The sequence below is a fragment of the Agrobacterium sp. LEGMi-208b genome (genome assembly GCF_059511785.1).
This window is the reverse complement of record NZ_CM183446.1, coordinates 290,067-314,395: the sequence shown is the minus strand read 5'-3', so window position 1 is coordinate 314,395 and position 24,329 is coordinate 290,067. Positions and strand designations below refer to the sequence as shown.

Annotated in this window: 21 protein-coding genes and 1 riboswitch; of the genes, 6 read left to right on the top strand and 15 right to left on the bottom strand. The window is 60.1% G+C overall.

Going from position 1 to position 24,329, the window contains the following annotated elements; translation table 11 throughout:
- Window positions 1–101: 101 nt before the first annotated feature.
- Entirely contained in the window at window positions 102–1,448 is a 1,347-nt protein-coding gene (locus AC5YUO_RS16205; RefSeq protein ID WP_400812749.1) for a dicarboxylate/amino acid:cation symporter, read from the bottom strand.
- A gap of 236 nt (window positions 1,449–1,684) precedes the next feature.
- Here AC5YUO_RS16205 and AC5YUO_RS16200 point away from each other — a divergent pair, with 236 nt between their 5' ends.
- Together AC5YUO_RS16200 and AC5YUO_RS16195 are read left to right on the top strand one after the other, a co-directional pair.
- Entirely contained in the window at window positions 1,685–3,526 is a 1,842-nt protein-coding gene (locus AC5YUO_RS16200; RefSeq protein ID WP_496155941.1) for a sensor histidine kinase, read from the top strand.
- 1 nt (window position 3,527) lies between these two features.
- Complete coding sequence (locus tag AC5YUO_RS16195; RefSeq protein WP_496155940.1) at window positions 3,528–4,892, top strand: sigma-54-dependent transcriptional regulator; 1,365 nt, start codon at window positions 3,528–3,530, stop codon at window positions 4,890–4,892.
- Between the two features lie 223 nt (window positions 4,893–5,115).
- Here the strand turns inward: AC5YUO_RS16195 and AC5YUO_RS16190 are convergent, their stop codons facing one another.
- The gene (locus AC5YUO_RS16190; RefSeq protein ID WP_496155939.1) at window positions 5,116–5,607 is read right to left on the bottom strand and encodes a BA14K family protein; all 492 of its coding nucleotides are present in this window, start codon (window positions 5,605–5,607) and stop codon (window positions 5,116–5,118) included.
- A gap of 179 nt (window positions 5,608–5,786) precedes the next feature.
- Between AC5YUO_RS16190 and AC5YUO_RS16185 the strand changes: the two genes are divergently transcribed.
- On the top strand, window positions 5,787–6,497 hold the full coding sequence (locus tag AC5YUO_RS16185; protein ID WP_496155938.1) for a GntR family transcriptional regulator: 711 nt from the start codon (window positions 5,787–5,789) through the stop codon (window positions 6,495–6,497).
- A gap of 52 nt (window positions 6,498–6,549) precedes the next feature.
- Here the strand turns inward: AC5YUO_RS16185 and AC5YUO_RS16180 are convergent, their stop codons facing one another.
- Complete coding sequence (locus AC5YUO_RS16180) at window positions 6,550–7,806, bottom strand: D-amino acid dehydrogenase (RefSeq protein WP_400812744.1); 1,257 nt, start codon at window positions 7,804–7,806, stop codon at window positions 6,550–6,552.
- Between the two features lie 7 nt (window positions 7,807–7,813).
- Window positions 7,814–8,980 (bottom strand): alanine racemase, encoded by a 1,167-nt coding sequence (gene alr / locus AC5YUO_RS16175; protein WP_496155937.1) that lies wholly within the window; start codon window positions 8,978–8,980, stop codon window positions 7,814–7,816.
- Window positions 8,981–9,107: 127 nt separating this feature from the next.
- Between alr and AC5YUO_RS16170 the strand changes: the two genes are divergently transcribed.
- On the top strand, window positions 9,108–9,566 hold the full coding sequence (locus AC5YUO_RS16170; RefSeq protein WP_400812742.1) for an Lrp/AsnC family transcriptional regulator: 459 nt from the start codon (window positions 9,108–9,110) through the stop codon (window positions 9,564–9,566).
- Between the two features lie 233 nt (window positions 9,567–9,799).
- Here AC5YUO_RS16170 and thiD read toward each other — a convergent pair whose 3' ends face one another.
- The 5 genes from thiD to AC5YUO_RS16145 are packed head-to-tail and all read right to left on the bottom strand — an operon-like array spanning window position 9,800 to window position 13,712.
- Complete coding sequence (thiD, locus tag AC5YUO_RS16165) at window positions 9,800–10,597, bottom strand: bifunctional hydroxymethylpyrimidine kinase/phosphomethylpyrimidine kinase (RefSeq protein ID WP_496155936.1); 798 nt, start codon at window positions 10,595–10,597, stop codon at window positions 9,800–9,802.
- The gene (gene thiE, locus AC5YUO_RS16160) at window positions 10,594–11,256 is read right to left on the bottom strand and encodes a thiamine phosphate synthase (protein WP_496155935.1); all 663 of its coding nucleotides are present in this window, start codon (window positions 11,254–11,256) and stop codon (window positions 10,594–10,596) included. The genes thiD and thiE overlap by 4 nt, the downstream gene beginning before the upstream one ends.
- On the bottom strand, window positions 11,243–11,983 hold the full coding sequence (locus AC5YUO_RS16155; protein ID WP_496155934.1) for a hydroxyethylthiazole kinase: 741 nt from the start codon (window positions 11,981–11,983) through the stop codon (window positions 11,243–11,245). The genes thiE and AC5YUO_RS16155 overlap by 14 nt, the downstream gene beginning before the upstream one ends.
- On the bottom strand, window positions 11,980–12,930 hold the full coding sequence (locus AC5YUO_RS16150) for an ABC transporter substrate-binding protein (RefSeq protein WP_496155933.1): 951 nt from the start codon (window positions 12,928–12,930) through the stop codon (window positions 11,980–11,982). Before AC5YUO_RS16150 ends, AC5YUO_RS16155 begins: the two co-directional genes overlap by 4 nt.
- Window positions 12,927–13,712, bottom strand: coding sequence for an ABC transporter permease (locus tag AC5YUO_RS16145; RefSeq protein ID WP_496155932.1), 786 nt, complete (start codon window positions 13,710–13,712; stop codon window positions 12,927–12,929). Before AC5YUO_RS16145 ends, AC5YUO_RS16150 begins: the two co-directional genes overlap by 4 nt.
- A 125-nt stretch (window positions 13,713–13,837) precedes the next feature.
- Window positions 13,838–13,940: riboswitch (TPP riboswitch) on the bottom strand.
- 185 nt (window positions 13,941–14,125) lie between these two features.
- On the opposite strand from AC5YUO_RS16145, the gene AC5YUO_RS16140 reads away from it, so the two are divergent.
- Window positions 14,126–15,451: a TadE/TadG family type IV pilus assembly protein gene (locus AC5YUO_RS16140; RefSeq protein WP_496155931.1), complete on the top strand. Its 1,326-nt coding sequence runs from the start codon at window positions 14,126–14,128 to the stop codon at window positions 15,449–15,451.
- 185 nt (window positions 15,452–15,636) lie between these two features.
- Window positions 15,637–16,926, top strand: coding sequence for a pilus assembly protein TadG-related protein (locus tag AC5YUO_RS16135; protein WP_496155930.1), 1,290 nt, complete (start codon window positions 15,637–15,639; stop codon window positions 16,924–16,926).
- A 17-nt stretch (window positions 16,927–16,943) separates the two neighbouring features.
- On the opposite strand, the gene AC5YUO_RS16130 is transcribed toward AC5YUO_RS16135, so the two are convergent.
- The 6 genes from AC5YUO_RS16130 to AC5YUO_RS16105 form a co-directional block, all read right to left on the bottom strand.
- Window positions 16,944–18,938, bottom strand: a complete 1,995-nt coding sequence (locus tag AC5YUO_RS16130; protein WP_496155929.1) for an alpha-glucosidase — start codon at window positions 18,936–18,938, stop codon at window positions 16,944–16,946.
- Window positions 18,939–18,948: 10 nt separating this feature from the next.
- Window positions 18,949–19,806, bottom strand: coding sequence for a carbohydrate ABC transporter permease (locus AC5YUO_RS16125; protein ID WP_092771274.1), 858 nt, complete (start codon window positions 19,804–19,806; stop codon window positions 18,949–18,951).
- A gap of 3 nt (window positions 19,807–19,809) precedes the next feature.
- Window positions 19,810–20,721, bottom strand: coding sequence for a carbohydrate ABC transporter permease (locus tag AC5YUO_RS16120; RefSeq protein WP_162688087.1), 912 nt, complete (start codon window positions 20,719–20,721; stop codon window positions 19,810–19,812).
- A 174-nt stretch (window positions 20,722–20,895) separates the two neighbouring features.
- Window positions 20,896–22,146 (bottom strand): ABC transporter substrate-binding protein, encoded by a 1,251-nt coding sequence (locus AC5YUO_RS16115; RefSeq protein ID WP_496155928.1) that lies wholly within the window; start codon window positions 22,144–22,146, stop codon window positions 20,896–20,898.
- A 50-nt stretch (window positions 22,147–22,196) separates the two neighbouring features.
- Entirely contained in the window at window positions 22,197–23,273 is a 1,077-nt protein-coding gene (locus tag AC5YUO_RS16110; protein ID WP_496155927.1) for an ABC transporter ATP-binding protein, read from the bottom strand.
- 335 nt (window positions 23,274–23,608) lie between these two features.
- Complete coding sequence (locus AC5YUO_RS16105) at window positions 23,609–24,313, bottom strand: GntR family transcriptional regulator (protein WP_496155926.1); 705 nt, start codon at window positions 24,311–24,313, stop codon at window positions 23,609–23,611.
- Window positions 24,314–24,329 lie beyond the last annotated feature (16 nt).

Sequence of the window (24,329 nt, the reverse complement as noted above, 5' to 3'; positions counted from 1 at the left end):
GCCTGAACAATGAAAGCCCGGCGTATCCAGTCGATGCGCCGGGCTTTCTGTATGTGCCTGCCCGGAGAAAACCGGGACAGGCCGGACCTTGGGAGGTCGTATTATTCGGCGGGCTGAACCGATGCGGGAAGCTGATCCACATCGGCGATGCCGGTGAATTCTTCCTCTCCGCTCAAGACCCGCGCAAGCTGGTCCTGATCCAGTTCGCCTTCCCAGCGGGCGACGACGATGGTGGCGACCGCATTGCCGACGAAGTTGGTGAGTGCACGGCATTCCGACATGAAACGGTCGATGCCGAGGATCAGCGCCATGCCGGCGACCGGAACCGAAGGCACGACGGAGAGCGTTGCGGCGAGCGTGATGAAGCCCGCGCCGGTGATGCCGGCTGCACCCTTGGAGGAGAGCATGGCCACCAGCAGCAGAAGGATCTGCTCGCCGAAGGAAAGGTGGATACCGGTCGCCTGGGCGATGAAGAGAGCGGCCAGCGTCATGTAGATGTTGGTGCCGTCAAGGTTGAAGGAATAACCGGTGGGGATGACGAGACCGACGACGGAGCGCTTGCAGCCGGCCTTTTCCATCTTGCTCATCAGGCCCGGCAAAGCGGCTTCGGAAGACGAGGTGCCGAGAACCAGAAGCAGTTCTTCCTTGATGTAGCGGATCAGCGCGACGATGGAGAAGCCGTTATAACGGCATACCGCACCGAGAACCACGAACACGAACAGGAAGGACGTGACGTAGAAGGTGCCGATCAGCATGGCGAGGTTGGTGACCGACGAGATGCCGTATTTGCCGATGGTGAAGGCCATGGCGCCAAAAGCGCCGATCGGAGCGGCCTTCATCAGGATCGCGACCAGCTTGAAGATCGGATACATCAGGGCGTGCATGAAATCGGTGACGGGCTTGCCCTTTTCGCCGACGACGCCGAGCGCGATACCGAAGAGCACCGAGAAGAACAGCACCTGCAGGATATCGCCGCTGGCGAAAGCACCGACGATGGTGGTCGGGATGATGTTCATCAGGAAGCCGGTGATGGTCTGCTCATGGGCCTTGTCGGCGTAGGTCGCGACGGCCTTGGCATCCAGCGTGGCGGGATCGATGTTCATGCCGGCGCCCGGCTGCACGGTGTTGGCGACGATGAGGCCAACGATGAGCGCGAGCGTGGAGAATACGAGGAAGTAGATCATGGCCTTGCCGGCCACGCGACCCACCTTCTTCATGTCGTTCATACCGGCGATGCCGGTTGCGACGGTAAGGAAGATGACGGGAGCGATGATCATCTTGACGAGGCGGATGAAGCCGTCGCCGAGCGGCTTCAGTTGTTCGCCGAAGGCCGGATAAAAATGGCCGAGCGCGATACCGGCGATGATGGCGACGAGAACCTGGAAATACAGGTGCTTGTAGAATGGCTGCTTGGCGTGGCCTGCGGCCACGGCTGTCGTATCGATCATGTTTTTTCCTCCTCGGCCTCACCCTGCCTTGATTGGCCTCCCGGGATCGCCGTGTCGTTGACGGCTTCACGCCGATTACGGAGTCATGTGCAATACGCATGCCAGACTTGATTATTTGCTGTAACTGGCTGATTTTAAAAGTAGTTTTTATTGACGTTTCGCCGGCTCACGGGCATTTGTGCGGAATTCCGGACAAAATCTCTTGCGATCTGTGTGTAAATCCGCACAATTATCGAATGGCCGATCAGGATCAGACATCTCATTCCCATGCGAAGCGGCGGGCGCAATGGCTGGCGCTGGCGGGTCTGTGGCTGCTTGCCAGTCTTGGTGTTTTGCTGGTGGCCGATGAGTTCGCCCGCAATCAGGCGCTGCGCACCGCGGGGTCCGAGGCCGCAACGGATGCGGAGCTGAAGATCGCACTGCTGAATGTCGCGCTGGAACGGCCACGCGCCATTCCGCTGGTCCTCTCCGGTGATCCCGATCTTGCCGCCGCGCTGGATGGCGGTGGCGCTCCTGCCCTGGATCGGCTGAACCGCAAGCTGGAGGGGCTGATCGAAGGCACGCAATCCTCGGTGATCTATGTGACCGGGCCGACGGGATTGACCATCGCGTCGAGCAACTGGCGGCAGGCGGACAGCTTTGTCGGTTCCAATTATGCTTTCCGCGAATATTTCCAGGCGGCGATGAAGACGGGCATGTCCGAGCATTATGCTCTTGGCAATGTCAGCCGCCGGCCGGGTCTTTATATCTCCCGCCGCATCGATGCCGCCGATGGGCGACCGCTTGGCGTCGTCATCGCCAAGGTCGAGTTCAGCCGGCTGGAGACGGACTGGAATATTGGCGGCAAGCCGGTCTATGTGGTCGACAGAAACGGTGTGGTCCTGATGACCAGCGTGCCGGAATGGCGCTTCCGGACCGTTGCGCCGATCGATGAGGCGCGGCGGAAAATCATTTCCGAAAGCCTGCAATTCGGCAGTGAGGCGCTTTCAACGCTGCCGTTTCGGGCGGCGCGGCGCTCCAGTGAGAGCGTCCCGCTCATTCACGTCGATGAACCGGGACGGGAGCGCGGCGATTATCTGCAACTGGAAGTGCCGGTGCCGACCACCTCATGGACGCTGCATTATCTTCAGCCGGTCGCGCCGGCGCTGAATGCCGCCATCCGCGAGGGCAGGGTGGTGGCACTGGCGACGCTGATGCCGCTGATCGGGCTTTCGGCCCTGTGGCTGTGGCGCAGGCACAAGGCGCTCAAGGAAAAGGAAGAGGAACAGCGCGCCCGCGCCGAACTGGAAATGAAGGTGCAGGAGCGGACCCGCGACCTGACGAAGACCCGCGATCATCTGCAGGCGGAAATCGCCCTGCATGAGAAGACCTCGGGCGAGTTGCGCAATGTGCAGCACGAATTGGTGCAGGCCAACCGCCTTTCCATTCTGGGGCAGGTGGCGGCGGGTGTCGCGCATGAGATCAATCAGCCGGTCGCGACCATCCGCGCCTTTGCCGACAATGCCCGCACCCTGCTGAAGCGCGACCGCATGTCCGAGGCCACCGAAAATCTTGAAAACATCGCGGCGCTGACCGAGCGTATCGGCACGATTACCGGCGACCTGAAGATATTGGCGCGCAAGGGCCGCACCGCCGCCGAACCTGTCAGCGTCCGGTTGGTCATCGAAGGTGCGGTCATGCTGTTGCGCAGCCGCTTTTCCGGGCAGATGGATGCGCTGGATATCGTGTTGCCGGATCAGGACCTGAAAGTGCTCGGCAGCCGTATCCGGCTCGAACAGATCCTCATCAACCTTCTGCAAAACGCACTGGAAGCCACTGAAGAGACTGGGGCCGCCCGTGTCGAAGTGCGTGTGCGTGAGGAAGGCGACATGGTCGTGCTTTCCGTCAGCGACAATGGCACGGGCATTCCCGAGGCCATCCGCGCCCAGCTTTTTTCGCCCTTCAATACATCAAAGGAAAGCGGCCTCGGCCTTGGTCTCGTCATCTCCAACGATATTGCCTCGGATTATGGCGGGCGTATCGAGGTGGTAAGCAACGCGGCGGGCACATGTTTTTCCGTATTTCTGAAGCGAGCATGACATGACAGTGGATGGAACCATATTCCTGGTGGACGACGATTCGCAGCTTCGCAAGGCGATGGTGCAGACGCTGGAACTCGACGGGTTGCCGGTCACCTCCTTTTCCCGCGCGGAGCAGGCGCTTGCGGCCTTGAGCGAGGATTTCGACGGGGTCGTCATCACCGATGTGCGCATGCCCGGCATGACCGGGCTGGAATTTTTCGATCATGTCCGCAAGATCGATGCCGATCTGCCGGTCATTCTCATCACCGGCCATGGCGATGTGCCGATGGCCGTCGATGCGCTTCATAACGGTGCTTATGATTTCATCGCCAAGCCATTTCCTGCCGAACGCATGGTGGAAAGCGCCCGCCGGGCGCTGGAAAAGCGCCGCCTCGTGCTGGAAAACCGTGCGCTTCGCCGGGCGGCGGGGCAGGCGGAGGATGATCTGCCGCTGATCGGCCAGACGCCCGCCATGGAGCGCCTGCGCACCACGCTGCGGCACATTGCGGATACGGATGTGGATGTGCTGGTGGCGGGCGAGACGGGCAGCGGCAAAGAAGTGGTGGCGACGGCCCTTCACCGCTGGAGCAAGAAACGCTCCAAGGGCAATTTCGTGGCGCTAAATTGCGGCGCGTTGCCGGAAACGGTGATCGAAAGCGAGCTTTTCGGCCATGAGCCGGGCGCTTTTACCGGCGCGCAGAAAAAGCGCGTCGGCCGCATCGAACATTCCAGCGGCGGCACCCTGTTTCTCGACGAGATTGAAAGCATGCCGCTTGCGGTGCAGGTGAAGATGCTGCGCGTGCTGGAAATGCGCGAGGTCTCGCCGCTTGGATCGAATGAGGAGCGGCCGGTCGATATTCGCGTGGTCGCGGCGGCCAAGGTCGATCTTGGTGATCCGGCAGAACGCGGCACGTTTCGCGAGGACCTCTATTACCGGCTGAATGTGGTGACGCTGTCCATTCCGCCGCTGCGCGAACGCAAGGCGGATATTCCGCTCTTGTTCTCCCACTTCGTCACCAAGGCCGCCAATCGTTTCAACATGCCGGTGCCGCAGATCAGCGCCGGCATTTCCCGCCGCCTCAACGACCATGACTGGCCGGGCAATGTGCGCGAACTCGGACATTTCGCCGAAAGGGTGGTGCTGGGGCTGGAGACGGAACCGGCGGCGGCACCTGCATTACAATCCGGGATCCCCGCCTCCGGCACCTTGCCGGAGCGCATGGACGGGATCGAGGCACGCATCATCCGCGAAACGCTGGAACAAGCGAATGGTGACGTGGCGGAAACCATAGCCACGCTCGGCATCGCCCGCAAGACCTTTTACGACAAGCTGCAGCGCCACGGCATCAACCGGGCGGATTATGTAAAGAATGGCGCTGCGTGAAATGGTGCAAAGCGAGACCTATGGCGACGGCCTAGCCTCTTGATCGTCATGCTCCGGCCTTTCCTGAGCATCTGCTACCTTCTGATTTTACGAGACGTGAGTGGATCATCGGCACAGGGCCGAGGATGACGCAGAGTCAGGGGTTGCTCTCACGGAAAAGCCGCAGACTTTTCCGTCTGCGGCCTGATAATAACAGCGACAAGTGTGCTCAATGGCCGGCGGGTCAACCCGCGACGCAGAAATGACGCTGGCCGTCATAATCCGTATAGGTGCCGGTGCGGGAATTGAAGCTCCGGTAACGCTGCGAGCAATAGTCGTACCAGGCGTTGGTCCAGGGTTCGATGGTGCGATAGGTGGCGCGCTGGCCGTAAACCGGGCGGCTGTCATAGACAGGCTGCGGACGATAGACCGGGGCGGGGCGGTAAACCGGCTGCGGCTGGGCACGATAATAACGATAGTCCGGCTCTTCGTAGACGTAGCTCGGCTCGTAACGGCGGGGCGGGTCGATATAAACGCGCTCATCATCCACCGGTGCCGGACGCGACATTGCGGAGCCGACGGCGACACCGGCGGCAAGGCCGAGCACGCCACCCAGAATGGCAGCATCGCGACGGTCGCGGCGGTCCCAGTCGCCAGCGGATGCATTGTTGAAGGGAACAATGGCGGCGGCGGCGACAGCGAGTGTCAGAACTGTTTTGGCTGCAAAGGACGACATGGTGTGTTCTTCCATACAGGTGGCAGGGCGCTGCCAGTTGCAAATTCGATGGTTAAGGAAATACAGCCCGGCTGCTGAACGGGCGCTGAATGAATTGTGGCAGACCGGCGGCGGCCCGCAATTCCTGTTTGCGTGGGCCGCACTTCGCGCTAGAACTCAAGATCAAACAGGACGCACCGATGAGCCTTTCCCAGATAACCGTCAATTCCGACACCGCGCATGAAGACCGGGCCCAGGCCATTCGCGATACGCTGCGTGACGCCATTGTCGACCGGCGGCTGGCGCCGGGAACCAAACTGTCGGAATCGGAAGTGGGAACGCTGTTCGATGTCAGCCGTACGGTGGTGCGCGCCGCGCTTCAGATGCTGGCCTATGAGGGGCTGGTAAAGGCCGAACGCAACCGGGGCGCCTTCGTCTCCAATCCCACGCCGGATGAGGCGCGGCAGGTGTTCGCTTCGCGCCGGTTGATCGAGCCCGGTGTCGTGGATGCCGCAATCGAAAAAATCACGCCGGCGGCAGCAAAGCGGCTGAGAGAGCATCTGGTACAGGAAAGCCGGCACCAGCACGAACGTGGCCCAAGCGCCAGACGCGCGGAAATCAAGGCATCGGGCGATTTTCACCTGATGCTGGCCTCGCTCGCCGGCAATGCCATTCTGGAAAAATTCATGGACGAGCTGGTTGCCCGCTCGTCGCTGGTCATCGCGCTTTACGGGCGTTCGGGTGTCTCAAGTTGTGGCCACAATGATCACGCCGATCTGCTCGATGCGCTGGAGGCAAAGGATGCGGCAAAGGCCCGCGCGCTGATGTTGCAGCATCTCGACCACATTGAGGCCGATCTCGACCTGCGCATGATGGAAGGTCTGGCGCTGAAGGATGCGCTGGCGCTCTGATTGACCGCGCGTCCCCGTCCAATGGGACGGGGGCGGGTGGCTTGATTGCGTGTCAGGCGGCGTAACGGCTGATCGCCAGATCGTGGGTGTCTATCTCCGGCTTGTTGCCGCTGATGAGATCGGCAAGCACCCGTGCGGAGCCGCAGGACATGGTCCAGCCAAGTGTGCCGTGGCCGGTATTGAGATAAAGATTGCTGTAGCGGGTGGCGCCGATGACGGGCGTCCCGTCCGGCGTCATCGGGCGCAGGCCGCACCAGAATTTCGCCTGGGTCTGATCACCCGCGCCGCCGAACAGGTCTTCCACCGAATGGGCCAACGTTTCCTGCCGGGCCGCCGGCAAATCCTTGCTGAAACCGGCGATTTCCGCCATGCCGCCGGCGCGGATGCGTGAGCCGAGCCGGGTGATCGCCACCTTGAAGGTCTCGTCCATGACCGTGGAAACGGGCGCGCGCGCCTCGTTCACGACCGGAACCGTGATGGAGTAACCCTTGACCGGATAAACCGGCAGGGTAAGGCCAAGCTGCCGCACGAACTGCGGAGAATAGCTGCCGAGTGCCGCCACGAAAATGTCGGCCTCCACCAGCCCACGGGTGGTTTCCACCGCCTTGACGCGTCCCGCCTCGACGATGGGGCGCATGATGCCGGTATCGTAGAGGAAGGTAACGCCCGCTTCTTCGGCCATGCGCGCAAGTTCTGTCGTGAACATGAAGCAGTCGCCGGTCTCGTCGCCGGGCAGGCGCAGGCCGCCGACGATCTTTTCCTTCGCGGGCGCGAGGCCGGGTTCGATGGCGGCGCAGCCATCGCGGTCGAGAATCTCGAAAGGTACGCCGCCTGCCGTCAGCACGTCGACATCCTTGCCGATGGCGTCGAACTGCTTCTGGGTGCGGAACACTTCCAGCGTGCCCTGCATGCGCTGGTCATATTCGATGCCGGTCTCTTCACGAAGGGCCATCAGGCAATCGCGGCTATATTCGGCGACACGCACCATGCGGCTCTTGTTGATGGCATAGCGCGCCGAGGTGCAGTTGCGCAGCATCTGGCTCATCCAGCGCCATGCGGCCGGATCGGCAGTGGGGCGGATGATCAACGGCGCGTGTTTCATGAACAGCCATTTCATCGCCTTGACCGGAATGCCGGGTGCCGCCCAAGGCGAGGAATAGCCGGGGGAAACCTCGCCCGCATTGGCGAAGCTGGTTTCGAGTGCCGCGGCCGGTTGGCGGTCGATCACCGTCACCTTGTGTCCGGCTTTGGCCAGATACCAGGCGGAGGTCACGCCGACGACGCCGGCTCCGAGGATAGTGACGTTCATGATCGTCTCACTTGTGATTGACTGATGTTGAAACAATGGCCGGGGTTTCACCCGGCTGAATATAACTGCGGCGGTATCGGCGTCCGAGGCCGGTCAGGATTTCATAGGCGATCGTGCCCGCATCCTCGGCGATGTCTTCCAGCGTCTGCTCAGGCCCGATCATCTGCACAAGGCTGCCCTGGGTCAATGTTTCCTCGGGCAGGGCGGATATGTCGAGAATGATGCTGTCCATCGAAACGCGGCCCGCAATCGGCAGGCGCACGCCGTTATACCACGCTGCGCCACGATTGCTGAGCGAACGCGGCAGGCCATCGGCATAACCGGCGGCGACGGTCGCCAGACGCGTGGAACCGGCGGCTTCGAAGGAGCCGCCGTAACCGACCAGCGAACCGGCGGGAACGGTGCGGGTCTGGATGACGGCGAGATCGAGGCGAACGACCGGCTTCATCGGGTTGGGGCGTGCGACGGAGGGCGCGCCGCCATAAAGCGCGATGCCGGGGCGAAGCAGGTGATTGTGGTAATCATGACCCAGAAAGATCCCGCCGGAATTGGAAAAGCAGACCGGCACGTCCGGAAAAGCAAGGGCAGCTTTACGCATTACAGAAAGCTGCGCCGCATTGGAGGTATGCTCCGGCTCGTCTGCGCAGGCGAGGTGGCTCATGACGAAGGCGATGTCGATACCATCGAGTAATTGCGGCCGGGAGGCGAGGATTTCAAGCTCTTCGGGTGAGAGGCCGAGACGGCACATGCCGGTATCGATCTGCACGGCGGCGGCGAGCCTCTTACCGAGACGGCTGGCATGGGCCGCCCATTGTGCAATCTGTTCCAGCGAATTCAGAACCGGGGTGACGGCCATGGCGGCACAGGAGGTCTCATTGCCGGGCTGAAGACCATTGAGGACGAAAATCCGCGCCTCTGCCGAAAGCCGCAGTCGCAACGCCAGCGCTTCATCGATATGGGCGACGAAGAAATTGCGGCAGCCGGCATCGAACAGGACCTGCGAGACGATATCCGCGCCGAGACCGTACGCATCGGCCTTGACGACCGCTGCCGTCTGCGATGCGGGCGCCATGGCCGCAAGCGTCAGATAATTGTCGCGCAATGCGCCGAGATCGATGGTCAGATGGCCGCTTGCACCACCGGCGGCCTGCTGGCGGCTGATCTGCATGTCCATGGTCGTTCACCCTCATTTTTATCTCATGAGGGTATTGCAACGATTATCGAATTTCTTGGCGATTGTTCGAAGGAAATGCGATAGAATTCATAATCACGCAATTTTCCTTTGCCGATTGGAATTTTCTATGTCGTCACTCGATGCGACCGACCGCCATATCATCCGCCTGCTTCGGCTCAACGCCCGTATCAGCAATGCGAAGCTGGCAGCAGAAGTCGGGCTTTCGGCATCCGCCTGCCTTCGCCGGGTCGATATTCTCGAGCGGGAGGGGATTATCCGGGGGTATACGGCGCTGACCAGCGGCCTTGCCGGCGGTGAGGTGATTTCGGTTATCGTGCAGATCACGCTCGACCGCCAGACGGAGGATTTTCTCAACCGTTTCGAAAATGCGGTGCGGCGCTATCCGGAAATCCGCGAATGTTATCTGATGACTGGGGGATCGGATTATTTTCTGCGTTGCGAGGCGGAAAGTGCTGGGGATTTCGAGCGGATTCACAAGGAAATTCTGTCGAAGCTGCCCGGGGTTTCGCGCATTCATTCGAGTTTTGCGATCCGGAATGTGCTGGCGACGCCGAAGGGGCGGTAGTCGCATTTTACGAGCGGCAGAATATGCGGCCACCCCCCTCTGTCCTGCCGGACATCTCCCCCACAAGGGGGGAGATCGGGTGAGGCTTTCGCTCGGGCCTACGCAACCATTTCGCCACAGATGTTATGGCTTACAGAATATGGAGAGCAGGCCGCTTGTCGATCTCCCCCCTTGAGGGGGAGATGTCCGGCAGGACAGAGGGGGGTAAAGCCCCAAACTCTGCCCTCTCATCGCTACCCCCACCATCGATAAAAATGATGCACCGGTCCCCGCCCATGTCCAACGGCAAGTTCCCGCCCGGCATCGAGCGCTCCGTTCAGATAATCCTTCGCAAGACCAACCGCCTCCCGCAACTCACTACCCCTTGCAAGATGGGCCGTAATTGCCGCAGCCAGCGTGCAGCCGGTGCCGTGGTCGTTCTTCGTTTCCACCCTCGGCGCGGAAAGCGTCCGCATGGCGCCGTCCGCAAACAGATAATCCGTGCTCTCAGATCCATCGCCATGGCCGCCCTTGATGAGCACCGCTTTCGCGCCCGCCTTCAGGATCGCCTCGGCCTGACGGGCGATCTCCGTCTCCGTCTCCGCAATCGGCGTACCGGTCAGCAGCGCCGCTTCCGGCAGGTTCGGCGTGACGATGGTGGCGAGCGGCAGCAAGTCGCGCCGCAATGTCTCGATGGCATCCTCATGCAGCAGCCTGTCACCTGACGTCGCCACCATGACCGGATCGAGCACCACCGGCTGCGGTTGCTGCCGAAGCCGTTCCGCGATGGCGGCGATGGTTTCGATCCGCGATACCATGCCGATTTTCACCGAATTGACGGCAAGATCGGAAAAGACGGCGTCCATCTGCGCGACGATGGTGGCGACCGAAATATCCTCCACAGCTGTCACGCCTTTGGTGTTTTGGGCGGTGATGGCGGTGATGACGCTGGCGGCATAGGCGCCGAGCGCGGAAAAGGTCTTGATGTCGGCCTGGATACCCGCGCCGCCGCCGCTGTCGGAGCCGGCAATGGTCAATGCAATTGATGTCATGGTTGTCTCGCTTTCAGCGTGGCGTCAATTGCGGCGCGGAAGTCCTTGGTTGCGCTGGCAATATCGGCCGCGCGGAAAATGGCCGAAATGACCGCGACACCATCCGCACCCGCCTCGATGACGGACGGTACACGCGCAAGATCGATACCGGCGATGGCGCCCACCGGCATATCCGGCCGCCATTCCCTCAACAGGGCGCGCAGCGTCGAAAAACCGTCGATACCGACCGGCCTGTCCGGGTTGACCTTGGAAACGGTTTCGAACACGCCGCCGATGCAGGCGTAGTCCGCGGGCATCGAGGCCGCGCGTTCCGCATCGGCGCGGTTCTTGACGGTGAGGCCGATGATCGCCTTTTCGCCGAGAATGCGCCTTGCGGTCTTGGCATCCATGTCGTCAGCGCCGAGATGTACCCCGTCCGCGCCCGAGGCGAGCGCCACATCCACCCGGTCGTTGATGACCAAAGGCACGCCGGTGCCGGTGATGGCTTCGTGAATGGCGCGGGCGTTTTCGATCATCGCCCGCGTCGAGCCGTGCTTGTCGCGATATTGCAGAATGGTGGCGCCGTTGAGTGCGGCGGCCAGAGCCAGCTCCGGCAGCGACGCGACGTCGCCAAGGCTCGCATCGACCAGCGCGTTGAGGCGGTAATCAACCTTGTTCATGCTCTATCCTCGCGTGATTTGTGATGTCCTCACCGGAAATTTCGGAAAGCGCATCCAGAAACGCCGGTTCGAAGGTGCCGGGGCCGCTGGCGTGTTTCGCGGCGAGTTCGGCGGAAACGCCGGTGACGGCAAGGGCGGAGGCCGCCGCCGTCAGCGCGTCTTTTTCCACCGCCATGAAGGCGGCGATGACGCCGCCAGAAAGGCAACCTGTTCCTGTCACCTTCGCCATCCACGGATGGCCGTTGAATATCCTGACGCTGCGGGTCTTGTCGCTTAGATGATCCACAGGCCCGGTCTCGATCCTCACCACACCAGGCACATCACCGATCAGGCTCATTTCGGCGTGATTGCCGCGCACGATCGTCGGGGAAAGTGCGATGAGTTCGCGCGCGAATGCCAGCCTTGATGGTGAATAATCGCAATGCACGGGATCGACGATCCACGGCTTGCCGGATGCATTGGCGATCTCTATCGCCAGCCGGATGACCTTGCGCCGCTCGGCATCCAGTGTGCCGAGATTGACGGTCAGCGCATCGGCCTTGGCAACGAAGCTCTCGATTTCCTCGAGCGAGGTGGTCATGGAAGGAATTCCGCCGACGACGGTGATGCCGTCGGCCGTGAATTTCTGCACCACGGTGTTCATCAGGCAATGCACGCGCGGGCGTGCCTGCCTGACTTTTTCAAGAAGTTCGGCGGCCTTTGCCGCGGTCGGACTATTGCCGGTCATGGCTGTTGCAGCTCCACGGCGATGTCGTCTGCTGCCGGCGCCTGCTTGATCAATTGCATCTCCTGCATGAAAGCGCCGAAACGGGTGTAGCGGGTGCGGTCGAGCGCCGCCGGGCGCTTGGCGAAACGCGGCAGTGTGTCGAAGAAGGCCTGCTTGTTCAGCGCATCGTCGAGGTTCGGATAAGCCTTGATGAAAAGCTGCCAGGCTTCCTGCGGGTGGTTGGTGATGAAGATCGCAGCCTGCTCCACGGCGGAGAGAAAACGTGGCAGGCGGCTGTCCTTTACGAGATCGCGATGGGTGACGAAGATCAGCTCGTCATAGGCCGGCACGCCGTGCTCCTCCGGGAAGAAGGAGCGGCCCTCATGCCCCTCGAGCTTCATCTGCGTCAGTTCGAAATTACGGAAACCGCCCAGCGTGGCATCCACCTTGCCGGCGATCAGCGACGGCGAGAGCGAAAAATTGACGTTGATCAGCTCGACATCATCCTTCGTCAGACCCTCTTTTTCCAGCATGCGCTTCAACATCGCATCCTCGAAACCGGAAACGGAAAAACCGACCTTCTTGCCCTTCAGGTCTTTCAGGCTCTTGATCGGTCCGTCGGCCAGAACGGTGACGGTGTTGAGCGGGGTCTCGACCAGCGTGCCGAAACGCACCAGCGGCAGGCCGGCATCGTGATCGAGATAAAGGTTCGGCTGGTAATGCACGCCGATATCGGCCTGTTTTGCCGAAACGAGGCGCGGTACGGCGGAGGGGTCTGCGGGCGGAACCAGTTCCACCTCCAGCCCGGCATCGGCGAAGAGGCCACGTTCCCTGGCGATCACCATCGGCGCGTGATCGGGGTTCACGAACCATTCGAGCAGGACGGTAAGCTTGTCGGCCGCCTGTGACGGCATGGGTGCGAGGACGCTAACAGCCGCGACGACGAGGGAGAGAAGAGTTCGTTTCATGGTGCCGAAAGTCTCCGTAAATATCTGAAAGGAATGGTATGTTCTGTTTCTTTGGCCCAGGGGGCGAGATTGGCTGTCGCCCGGTCGACGACAAGCCGCAGCAGCACTGCCATCACGGCGAGAATGGCCATGGCGGCGAACATGGTGTCGGTCTGCATGCGGGCATTGGACTGGACCATGACGAACCCGAGCCCTGCGGATGCGCCCACCCATTCGCCGATGACGGCGCCGAGCGGGGCGAGCGGCGCCGCCACCCGCAAGCCCGAGATCAGCGAGGGCAGCGCCAGCGGTACACGCAGCCGGGTGAGGATCTGCCAGTGGCTCGCCGCAGTCAGCGAGGCGGCGTCGAGTATGGCGCGATCCGTGCGGTTGAGGCCGTCGGTGAAAGAGGAGGCAACGGGGAAGAAGATGATGATCGCCGTCATGACCACTTTTGAAGCCATGCCGAAACCGAACCAGAGGACGAGGATGGGGGCCAGCACGAAGACCGGAAAAGCCTGCAACACCAGAACCATGGGCCAGACAAGGCGGCCGAGGCGCGGGATGGCGGCAATCGTGAAAGCGACGACAATGCCGGCGGTGATACCTGTGGCGAGCCCGAGCGCCATTTCTCCGAGTGTTACCAGCGCTTGCCCGAAAAGGAAGCCGGGCTGGCGCAGGAAAGCGCCGGCGACATCGACGGGCGATGGCAGGATATAGCGGGGCGGTGCGAACAGCCACGTGCCGGCCTGCCAGAGAAGGAGCAGAAGACCGACACCGTTCAGCGCATGGGTGGCACGCATGAGCCGGACCTCAGACGCAAACGCACCGCGTGCGAAGGGTGGAAGGTTTCAGCATCATCATTGGTCTCCAGATGTGACAATCACGGAGATCAGGCGAAGCGGAGAAGAGAAAGGGTAGCGCCTCCAAGGCGCGACAGTTCCGTTCCTACGCCGGCATGACCCGGATCAGGTTCAAGGGTCCGGCTCGTCGCCATCTCAGCACCGTCAGGTGCTCCCCTCGGAAGAGCTTGTTTTGTAGGTCAAGTTTTAAAAATGTCAACGGCCTCTGCCGACTGGTCATGCGTTGTCTATATATTACTTAAATATAGTTATTAGGTATATCGAATTTATCGACAATTAGTTATATGTATAAACTATATCGCAAGATCATCCGAGTAAATGTCGTCCGCAGCCAAAGAAGGTCGGGGACGAAATTGAAAAGCATCTGGCGGGACAAGTCTGGAAACTTTGCCATTCTCAGCGCTCTGTTGATGATACCGATCATCGGATCCGCCGGTGTTGCGCTTGATGTCGTGCGAGGCATGAGCGTGAAATCCGATCTTCAGATGGCAGCGGACTCTGCGGCTCTGGCCGTGGTTGCGGAAAGTTCGGCCAGTGCTCAGGCCGCAAGGCGAATGGCAAGCGATGGCGTCATTTCGGTCGGCAAGGAAGAGGCGGAGGCTTTTTTTCACAGCAACCAGCGAGGAAACCCGGAATATCGCCTATTGGCGCTCGATGTACAGGTGAAGAAGAATGGCACTGTGATCGAATCGTCAGTGAGTTTTACAGCTTCGCTTAATACGACGCTCTCCAGGGTATTGGGAAAGAATTTCCTTACTGTTTCCGGCAGTGCAACTGCCAAATATGAAACGGAAACCTATACCGATTTCTATTTGCTGCTCGATAACTCGCCTTCCATGGGCGTCGGCGCAACGCCCGCCGATGTGGCAACAATGAAAAAGGCGATCGGATGCGCTTTCGCCTGCCATCTCTCATTGGCAGACGGTTCGTCCGATCCCAACAGCACCTATTTCCGGCTCAGAAATAAAGACCCGAAGGCCAAGGGTTACATCAACGCGACGACGCGCATTGATGTGGTCGCAAAGGCGACCGCGAGCTTGATGGACACGGCTGAGGACACGCGCAAAAAAAGAGATCAGTATCGCATTGCTGTTTACACTTTCGGAAAGACGGCAGACGATGCCTTTCCCGATAAAGACCTCCAGGAGGTGGTGTCGCGCACGTCGGATTTGCAGGCGGCCAAGAAGAAGGTCGGCGAAATTGAACTGATGTCAGTTCCCGGCCATGGATACAATCTCGATCAGCACACCAATTTTGATCGCGCGCTGACGAAGATCACAGCAAAAATGGGAGAATCGGGGAATGGCGCCAGTTCTGCTACCCCTGAGAAAATCGTATTCTTTGTGTCGGATGGTGTGGCCGATAGCCAAAAGCCCAAGAAATGTACAAAGCCAGTAATCTGGAATGGGCGATGTCAGGAACCCGTGGACACCAAGCTGTGCGACGACCTCAAAAAACAAGGTTTCCGTATCGCCGTGCTTTACACCACCTATCTGCCGCTTCCCGGCAATCAGCACTACGATAAATGGATCGCCCCGTTCCAGTCGGAAATCGGCACGCGCATGCAGCAATGCGCCTCCCCGGGCCTGTTCTTCGAAGTCAGCCCCTCGCAGGGTATCAGCGAAGCGATGTCGGCGCTGTTCAAGAAGGCGATCAGCACGCCGCGCCTGACGAGTTGAAGCTTGTGCCCGAAAGCGGTTCAAAGCGCTGTCCATGCCTGCCGCTGGCGTGACGGAAAACATTTTTCGATCGGAATATTAGTTATTCTGGAAATTAGATTTATCGAAAATTAGTTATCCATTGAAACTGACTTTCAACAGTATTTGGCTAAGTCTCGTCTCCGGCAGGGTTCCGGGGGGCGAATTTGAAGAATATCTGGCAGGACAAATCAGGGAATTTCGGCATTCTCAGTGCCTTGTTGATGGTGCCGCTGATTGGCGTCGCTGGCGTGGCGCTTGATGTGACGCATGGCATGGCGATCAAATCGGACCTGCAGATGGCAGCGGATGCTGCGGCGCTTGCGGTCGTTGCCGATACGTCGGCGAGTGTTCACAAGGCGAAGGAAATGTCGGGAGATGGCGAAGTTACGCTTGGCGGTGATGAAGCCTCCGCCTTCTTCGACGCTAACAAGCGGGCCAATTCCGACTACAAGCTCCTGTCTCTCAACGTGTCGGTGATCAAGCGCGGCAACGCCATCGAATCCTCCGTCGACTTCAAGGCATCGGTCGCAACGACGCTATCGCAGATCCTCGGAAAAGACCTCATCACCGTTTCGGGCAGGGCGACGGCCAAATACGAGACGGAGACCTTCAGCGACTTCTATGTCCTGCTCGATAACACCCCTTCGATGGGTGTCGGCGCCACGCCGACCGATGTTGCCACCATGGTTGCAAATACGAGCGACAAATGCGCTTTCGCCTGTCACATCGTCAAAGACGGGGTGGTGGATACGAACAGCTATTATTACAAGGCAAAGAAGCTCGGAGTGACGACGCGCATCAATGTGGTTGCGCAGGCCACGGCGAGCCTGATGGATACCGCGAAGTCCACGCGGAAAAGCAGCAATCAATATCGTATGGCGGTCTATACCTTCGGGGAGAAGGCGGAAGATACGAAGCTGCTCGAAGTCGTTCCCCTGACATCGGATCTCGCCACCGCGAAGAAAAAAGCGGGTGAAGTTGACCTGATGTCCATTCCCTATCAGGGCTATAACAACGACCAGCAGACCGATTTCGACCGGGCGCTGACCCAGATTGGCGACAGGATCGGCTCTTCGGGCACGGGTGCGAGTTCTGCAAGCCCGGAGAAGATCATCTTCTTCGTTTCAGATGGTGTCGGCGATAGCTACAAGCCTTCCAGCTGCACCAAAAAAACGACCAGCGGCCGCTGTCAGGAGCCGATCGACCTCAAATATTGCACGAAGCTCAAGGAAAAGGGTTTCCGGATCGCCGTGCTCTACACCACCTATCTGCCGCTGCCGACCAACGACTGGTACAATAGCTGGATCAAGCCGTTTCAGCCGGAAATCGGCGCACGCATGCAGCAATGCGCGTCGCCGGGACTGTTCTTCGAAGTCAGCCCGTCCCAGGGTATCAGCGACGCGATGACCGCCCTTTTCAAGAAGGCCATCACATCACCCCGCCTGACGGGGTGATGCCAAGGACCAAGCCTTCAGCCGATGGTGCGAAGCTTTTCGAACAGCTGATGATGGCTGCTATCGGCACGATAGAACACCGCAGGCTCGCCGAGCGGCGCTTCGACGGTGATATCCCTGCCGCCGTCATGATGCGTGCCGCTCCACAGATGCACCCATTGGCCATCACCCGGAAGGTAGAGCGAGCGTTCTTTTTCGCCCGCCTTCCACACCGGTGCGACAAGCATGTCCGCGCCGTAGAGATAGCAGTCCTGAATGGTGTAGGTCTGCGGCTCGTTCTCGTAATGCAGGAAAAGCGGACGCTGCACCGGCAGGCCCGTCTTCGCTGCCTCGGCGGAAAGCGATTTCAGATAGGGGGTGAGCGCGACATAGATCGCTGTCATGCGGGCGAAATGGGAAAGAACCGTTTCATCCTGATCGATCTGCAGATTGTCGCGCGGCCGGTTGCCCTCATGGGTGCGCATGACCGGCGTGAAGGCGGCCATCTCCGTCCAGCGCATGATGAGTTCCGCCGTTCGGACATTGCCGAACAGGCTGGTGTAACCGCCAATGTCTGAGTGATGATAGGCATTGCCCATGAGGCCGGAGGAAAGCGCGCCGCAGATGACGGTGACAAGGCCGTCATGACGGGAGAAGTCAACCGACTGGTCGCCGCCCCAGATCAGCGGGCAATGGGCCTGCACGCCGGTGAAGCCTGCGCGCATGAAGAACAGCGCCTCGCCGGTCTTGCCACGGCTTTCGACGCCCTTCGCATTGACCTCGGCCCACAGCGTGGGCCAGGCATTGTGCATCAGCTTGGCATCAACGCCGTTCGCAAGCTTGATGTCGATCGGTAGATATTCGCCGAAATCGGCCATCCAGCCGGAAAGGCCGAAATCCAGCATGTTCTTGCCGATGATCTCTTCGGCGAACCAGTCGGCGGCGGCCGGATTGGTGAAATCGACTACGCCGCAATCGAATTCGCCGAAGTCCACCAACGCCGTCTTTCCATCCGCATCGGTGGCGAAATAACCGGCCGCTTCAGCGACAGGAAAGAGCGGTCCGTCGACGCAGAGATAGGGGTTCACATAGCCCAGGAAACGAATGCCCTGATCGGCAAGCTCGGCGATCTTCTGGCGCAGATGCGGATAGCGCGTGTCATTCGCCTGCCAGTCCCAGAAAAGGCGGGCGCCAAAAGAAGTCTGACGAAGCCCCACCCAGTCCTCGCACCACAGGCCGGACACCTTCGTTCCGGCCGCACGGATTTTCTCCAGTCGCGCAAAGGAGTTGACGCCATCCTTTAACCCGATGATCGCGCCGTTATAGACCCAATCGGGCAATTCCGGCTGGCGTCCGAACCGCAGCGACAGAGCGGAGACGATATCGGTGAAGTGGTCGCCGGCGAAAAATTCGATCTTCTCGGGGATGGCCCAGATTTCGATCTCGTGGAAATCGCCATTGCGGAAGTCGAAGACCGAATAGGCGCTCGTTTCCACATGCAGCGCGTATTTGCGCGATGAGAGCCAGGTCGGCTGCGGATAGTTGGTGTTGTAATAATCACCGCCCGCCTTGCCGCTGACATCGGATTTGAAGGTGATTTCGGTGGTCTTGTCACGACCGACCCCGGGCTCGGATGTCCAGAGCGGGAAGCGCCGGCCGTGCATGTCGAAATAGGACATCTGCTCGCCGCCGCCCCAGACATGCTCGTCCGTTTCCGCGACGATACGCAGCCAGAGGCGGTTGATGGCCTCGTCCAGTGCCGTCAGCCTGATAGCGTTGCCATCGAGCGTCAAGCGAAGGCGCGGCGCTTGTCCCGGTGCGGATGAGAGCGTGACGCTGTTATCGCTGACCGCGGCATGGCGCAGGGCTGTTCTCTCGATGACATAGTCTTCGATATCGAAATTGCCACGATACATATCCATCCGTTCCTTGCCGAAACCGGCAAAGAAGGCCGGATTATCGGGCGAATGGGAAAGGAGTGTGCGGTTGCCGATCGCGAGCGTGAAGCCGTCTTTGGTCGTTTCGAAATGCATGACTTACCCTTTAGCCCTTGAGACCACCGGCGGTGAGGCCCGAGACAACCCGTTCCTGGAAAATGACGATCAGGATCGCAACCGGCACGATGCCGACCACCAGCGCCGCCGAAATCACCGGCCAGGGGAAAGCGAACTCGCCCTGGTAGAGCTGAATGCCGACGGGCAGGGTGCGCAGTGCCGGGTTGGAATTGAAGGAGAGCGCCAGCAGGAACTCATCCCAGGCATTCACGAAGGCAAGAATGCCGGCAGTGAAGACGCCCGGCGCGCAAAGCGGCACAACCACCTTGAACAGGGCGCCGATGCGGGTGCAGCCATCGATCATGGCGGCGTTTTCGAGATCGCGCGGAATGCTTTCGAAGAAGGAGACCAGCATCAGCGTGCAGACCGGCAGCGACAGCACCGTGTAGGGCAGGATCAGCGCCGTCCAGCTGTTGAGCAGGTTGAGCGCCCGCATGATTTCGAACAGCGGCACCAAGAGCGTCACCAGCGGAAAGGTGGAGACGGCGATGATGAGCGACAGGATCAGCGCCCGGTATTTCAGGTTCAGTCGCGCCAGCGCATAGGCCGCCAGCACCGAAATCAGGATGGTGAGCGCGGTGGAAAGCAACGCCACCATGAAGCTGTTGAACAGGAAGAGGTGCAGCGGCTGGTCGGAAAAGGCCTGCATGTAGTTGGCGAGCGTCGGTGCATGCGGAAACCAGGTGATGGGTTTCACGGTCAGTTCCGCTTCGGTCTTCAGCGAGGTGAAGAGAATCCAGATCGCGGGGAAAAGGCCATTCACCAGAAGAATGGAGGCCGCGATGAAGCGCAGCGGCTTGCCGGAGAAAAAGGAGGACAGACCGGAGGAGGTTGCAACGGTGCTCATGGATCAGTCCTTCGTCCTGATAATGCGGAGGTAAACGGCGGTAACGCACATCGAAAGCGCAAACATCATCACAGCAAGCGCAGAGCCGTAACCGAGATCGAGGAAGGAAACGGTGTTCTGGTGGATATACATGGCAAGCGTGGTGGTGGATGTGCCGGGGCCGCCGCCGGTCATCATGTAAGGAATATCAAAGGTCTGCAGCGCGGTGATCGTGCGGAAGATGAGCGCGACCACGATCGAGGGCTTCAGAAGCGGCAGGGTGATCTCGAAAAACTGCCGGATCTTGCCGGCGCCATCCACATCCGCCGCCTCGTAGAGCGAGCGCGGAATGGTCTGAAGACCGGCGAGGATCATCAGCGCCATGAAGGAAGAGGTCTTCCAGATGATTGTCAGGCAGATGGCCGCAAAGGCCCAGTTCGGCGAGTTGAACCAGATGATGCCTTCGAAACCCAAGCGGTTCAGCACATCATTGACCACGCCATATTCGTAATGGAAGAACCACGCGAAGATAAGGCCGGCAAAGGAGAGCGGCAGCGCCCAGGGAATGAGAAGCGAAAGCCGCATCGGCCACTGCATGGAGAAAGGCAGGTTGGCGAGCAGTGCGAGGCCAAGGCCCATGAAGAGCGCGCCGGGCACCGTGATCAGCGTGATCAGAACCGTATTCCAGGTCGTTTCCCAGAAGATCGGATCGTCGAACATCGCCGTATAGTTTTCAAAGCCGATAAATTCCGCCGGCAGACCTGAGGTCAGCGACAGGCTGAAGAAGCTCGTATAGACGAGCCGCGCCACCGGATAAACGATGATGAGCGACAGCAGAATCGCGGCCGGCGCGAGCAGTAGTACGGCCAGTGACCGGTCGCCGAGATCGAGCCACCGCGTCCAGCGCGGCAGCTGCTTTTCGTCCACCCGGACCATGGTTTTTTCCGGCATTGTCACGTTTGCCGCTCCCGCAACTGGATTCACGTCATCGTCTCCCGATCGGACCGGTTTATGTCCGGCCCGTTTATCGCGCCGTTCAGGCGGCTTTATTTCTGTCAGTCGAAACGGCCGGAAAGGGCATGGCACGCATGCCGCCTTCCGGCCTGAAGTTTAGCGCAGAACGCGCCGCAGACGGCTTTCCATCTGTTTTGCGCCATCCTCCGGTGTCATCACGCCGGCAAGCACACCGTTGACGGTGGTGCGGATCGTTTCGCTGACCTCGTTGTAACGCGGCGTCACCGGGCGGGCCTTTGCCGTTTCAACGACTGGCAGGGCGTCGGCGAACCACGGGATCGTCTTGGTCACGTCCGCATCCTTGTAGAGTGCGGCATAGGTGGGCAGAAGAGCTGCGTTGATGGCCATGAACTTCGATACATCCTGACCGGAGAGATACTCCACCAGCTTCTTGGCTTCATCCTGCTGCTTGGAATAGGCGGAAACGCCGAATTCCCAGCCGCCGAGGCAGGTCGTCTGCTCGCCGCCCTTGACGGCCGGCAGGCGGGCGACGCCGACCTTGTCGTTCACCTGCGATTCCTTGCCCTGGAAATGGGTCCAGGCGTAGGACCAGTTGACGGCGAAGAGAACCTTGCCGGCCTGGAATTCCTTGCGGGTGTCGTCGGTCGCGACTTCCGAAATATTCTTTTTGGAAATGCCTTCGTCGACAAAGCTCTTCCAGAGCTTCAGGGAATCCACCGCAGCCTTGTTGTCGAAATTCAGCTTGCCGTTTTCAACCAGCGACTTGCCCTCGCTCCAATAGGGCAGCAGGAACGTGCAGACCGCGCCTTCGATCGCCTTGCCCTGGAAGGAGAGGCCCTGAAGTTCGGGGTTCTTTTCGCCTTCCATCACCTTCTTGGAGGCTTCCTTCAACTCATCCCAGGTGGTCGGCGGCTGGATGCCGTATTTATCCAGCAGGTCCTTGCGGTAATAGAGGAACATGGAGTCTGCAAAGGCAGGCAGCGCCACGATCTTGCCGTCCACCGTATTGGCTTCGGCATAGGTCGGCAGATAGGCCGACATGTCCTTGCCGGAAAAATCGCTGGTCCAGCCGGCGGTGGCGAATTGCGCGGGACGGATGACGTCGAGCATCAGCACGTCGAGGCTCGAATCCTTGGCCGACATGACGGTGTTGAGATATTGCGCCTGCATTTCCGAGGTGTTGCCGCCGGTCTCGATGACCACCTTCACGCCCGGGGTCTTTGCCTCATATTGGTCCAGCGCCTTGCGCCAGACATCCGGCTGATGCTGGCTGGAAACGAAGATCTTCAGTTCGGCATCGGCAAAGGCCTGTCCCGAAAAAGCAAGCATGGTTGCGCAGAGCGCTGCGCCAACGAGGGCTTTGCCCCTGATGGTTTTAAGTGTCATGTGTTCCTCCCGTTATTAAACCCTTGGCCACAAGCATTCTTGCCCGGCAATCAGTGGATCGAACGTTCCGTCGTTGCGTCGAAAAGATGGACCTTGGATGGATCGACGCCGATCCGCAGTTCCTCGTTCGGCGTTGGCCGAAGCTGCGGCGGCATCCGCGCGGTCAGCGCCGCATCGCCTAGGCTGAAGTGGACGAGCGTGTCCGAGCCAAGCGGCTCCACCACCTGCACCTTCACGGCAAGCTGGCTGTCGAAGCCCTCGGCGGGGCCGAAATGTTCCGGGCGAATGCCGACGATGACGTCGCGGCCTTCAAGCCCCGTTTCGCGCGATGGCCGGATGGCCGCCATCGGCAGGGAATTGCCGTCGGAGAATGCCAGCCTGTCACCGCTCACCTTTGCGCGGGCGAAGTTCATCGCCGGGGCGCCAACGAAACCGCCGACGAAGACGCTTTCAGGGCGGTTATAAACCTCATCCGGCGTGCCAACCTGTTCGATATCGCCGCCGCGCAGGATGACGATGCGGTCGGCGAGCGTCATCGCCTCCACCTGGTCATGGGTGACGTAGATGATGGTGGTGCCGAGCTGCTGATGCAGGCGCTTGATTTCCGTACGGACCTGTCCGCGCAGCTTGGCATCGAGGTTGGACAACGGCTCGTCGAACAAAAACACCTGGGGACGGCGCACGATGGCGCGTCCCATGGCCACACGCTGACGCTGGCCGCCGGAAAGCTGGCCGGGCCGCCGGTCGAGAAGATGCTCGATGCCGAGCATCTTCGCCGCTTCATCGATGCTGGCATTGGCCTGCGATGCGCTGACACCGCGCACCTTCAGGCTGAATCCCATGTTCTCACGCACCGTCTTGTGCGGATAAAGCGCATAGTCCTGAAACACCATGGCGATGTCGCGTTCGCGCGGCGGCAGCTTGTTGACGACGCGGTCGCCGATCTTCACCTCGCCGCCGGTAATGCTCTCAAGCCCGGCGACCATGCGCAGCGTCGTGGATTTGCCGCAGCCGGAAGGGCCGACGAATACGACGAATTCGCCATCGTTGATTTCAAGGTCTATGCCCTTGACGATGCGAAGCGCACCGTAACTCTTGTCCAGCTTGCGCAGGCTGACCGAAGCCATATTTTCCTCCTCACGACCGGCGCGCCCGAATTTTGAATGGACGCAATAGCCGGTATCAACCTTCAAGTTCCCCGTATCGCATCCTCGAAAATCGATCCCGATTGTCCGGCGATATCGTGGGATGGCGAAACGCCTGTCTCCCTGAGGTCGTGATATTACCTTTCATAAAAAGGAAATCAATAGTGTATCAATTTTATTTCTGACAGAAATCAAAAACTATTAAACCATTGATTCAAAGAAATATAACTGCAAAATCACCCGCAGCGCAGGCCGTGGCTTGCTTGCCTCCCGTCAAATTCCTTCATCCATGTGGATCACGCGAAATTTGCGCAATCTCAACGTATGCGAGAAACGTATCGGGCGACGGTATGGTCAAACCAGGTCCAGGAAACTTCGGCTACCGCGCCATCCTGCGCCTGGCTGAGGCGCAGGACCCGGGGTACGGACGCGCCGGCTTTCTGGCCGAAAACCTCGGGCGTCCATTCGGGCACGTCACCGAGATCGATGCGATCTTCCGCCTTCGATATCCAGAGATTGAGGCGGGTGCGGTAATAGAGGTAGAGGGATTCCGACATGTTCTCGATGGCGATCGTGTCGACATAGGAGCCATCAAGCCAGATTTCCTCGATGGCTGCCGGTTTGCCGGCGATGCGTCGCAGGCGGCGAATCCTGTGTCCTTCCGCCGAGGTGCCGAAGGCGGGCAGGTCGGCGGGCTTGGCAAGGCGGGCCACATCCAGAACCTCAGCCGTCGGCAGGCCGCCGCCCTCGATCAATTCAAGCCGGAAGAAGGCATAGACGCTTTGCGGATCGCTGACGGCGCGGATGTAGTTGCCGGAACCCTGCACGCGCTCGAGAAGGCCGCGCTCCTGCAATTCGGCGAGCGCCTTGCGCAGCGTGCCTACGGCAATGCCGAGATCGGCCGCCATGTCGCGCTCCGGCGCCAGCTTTTCGCCATCGATCAAACGGCCGGCAGCCACCTCGCGCACCAGCATTTCAGCGATCTGCATATACATGGGCAGGCTGCCACCAGTGTGTTTCATGATGCCGTTTCCTCCC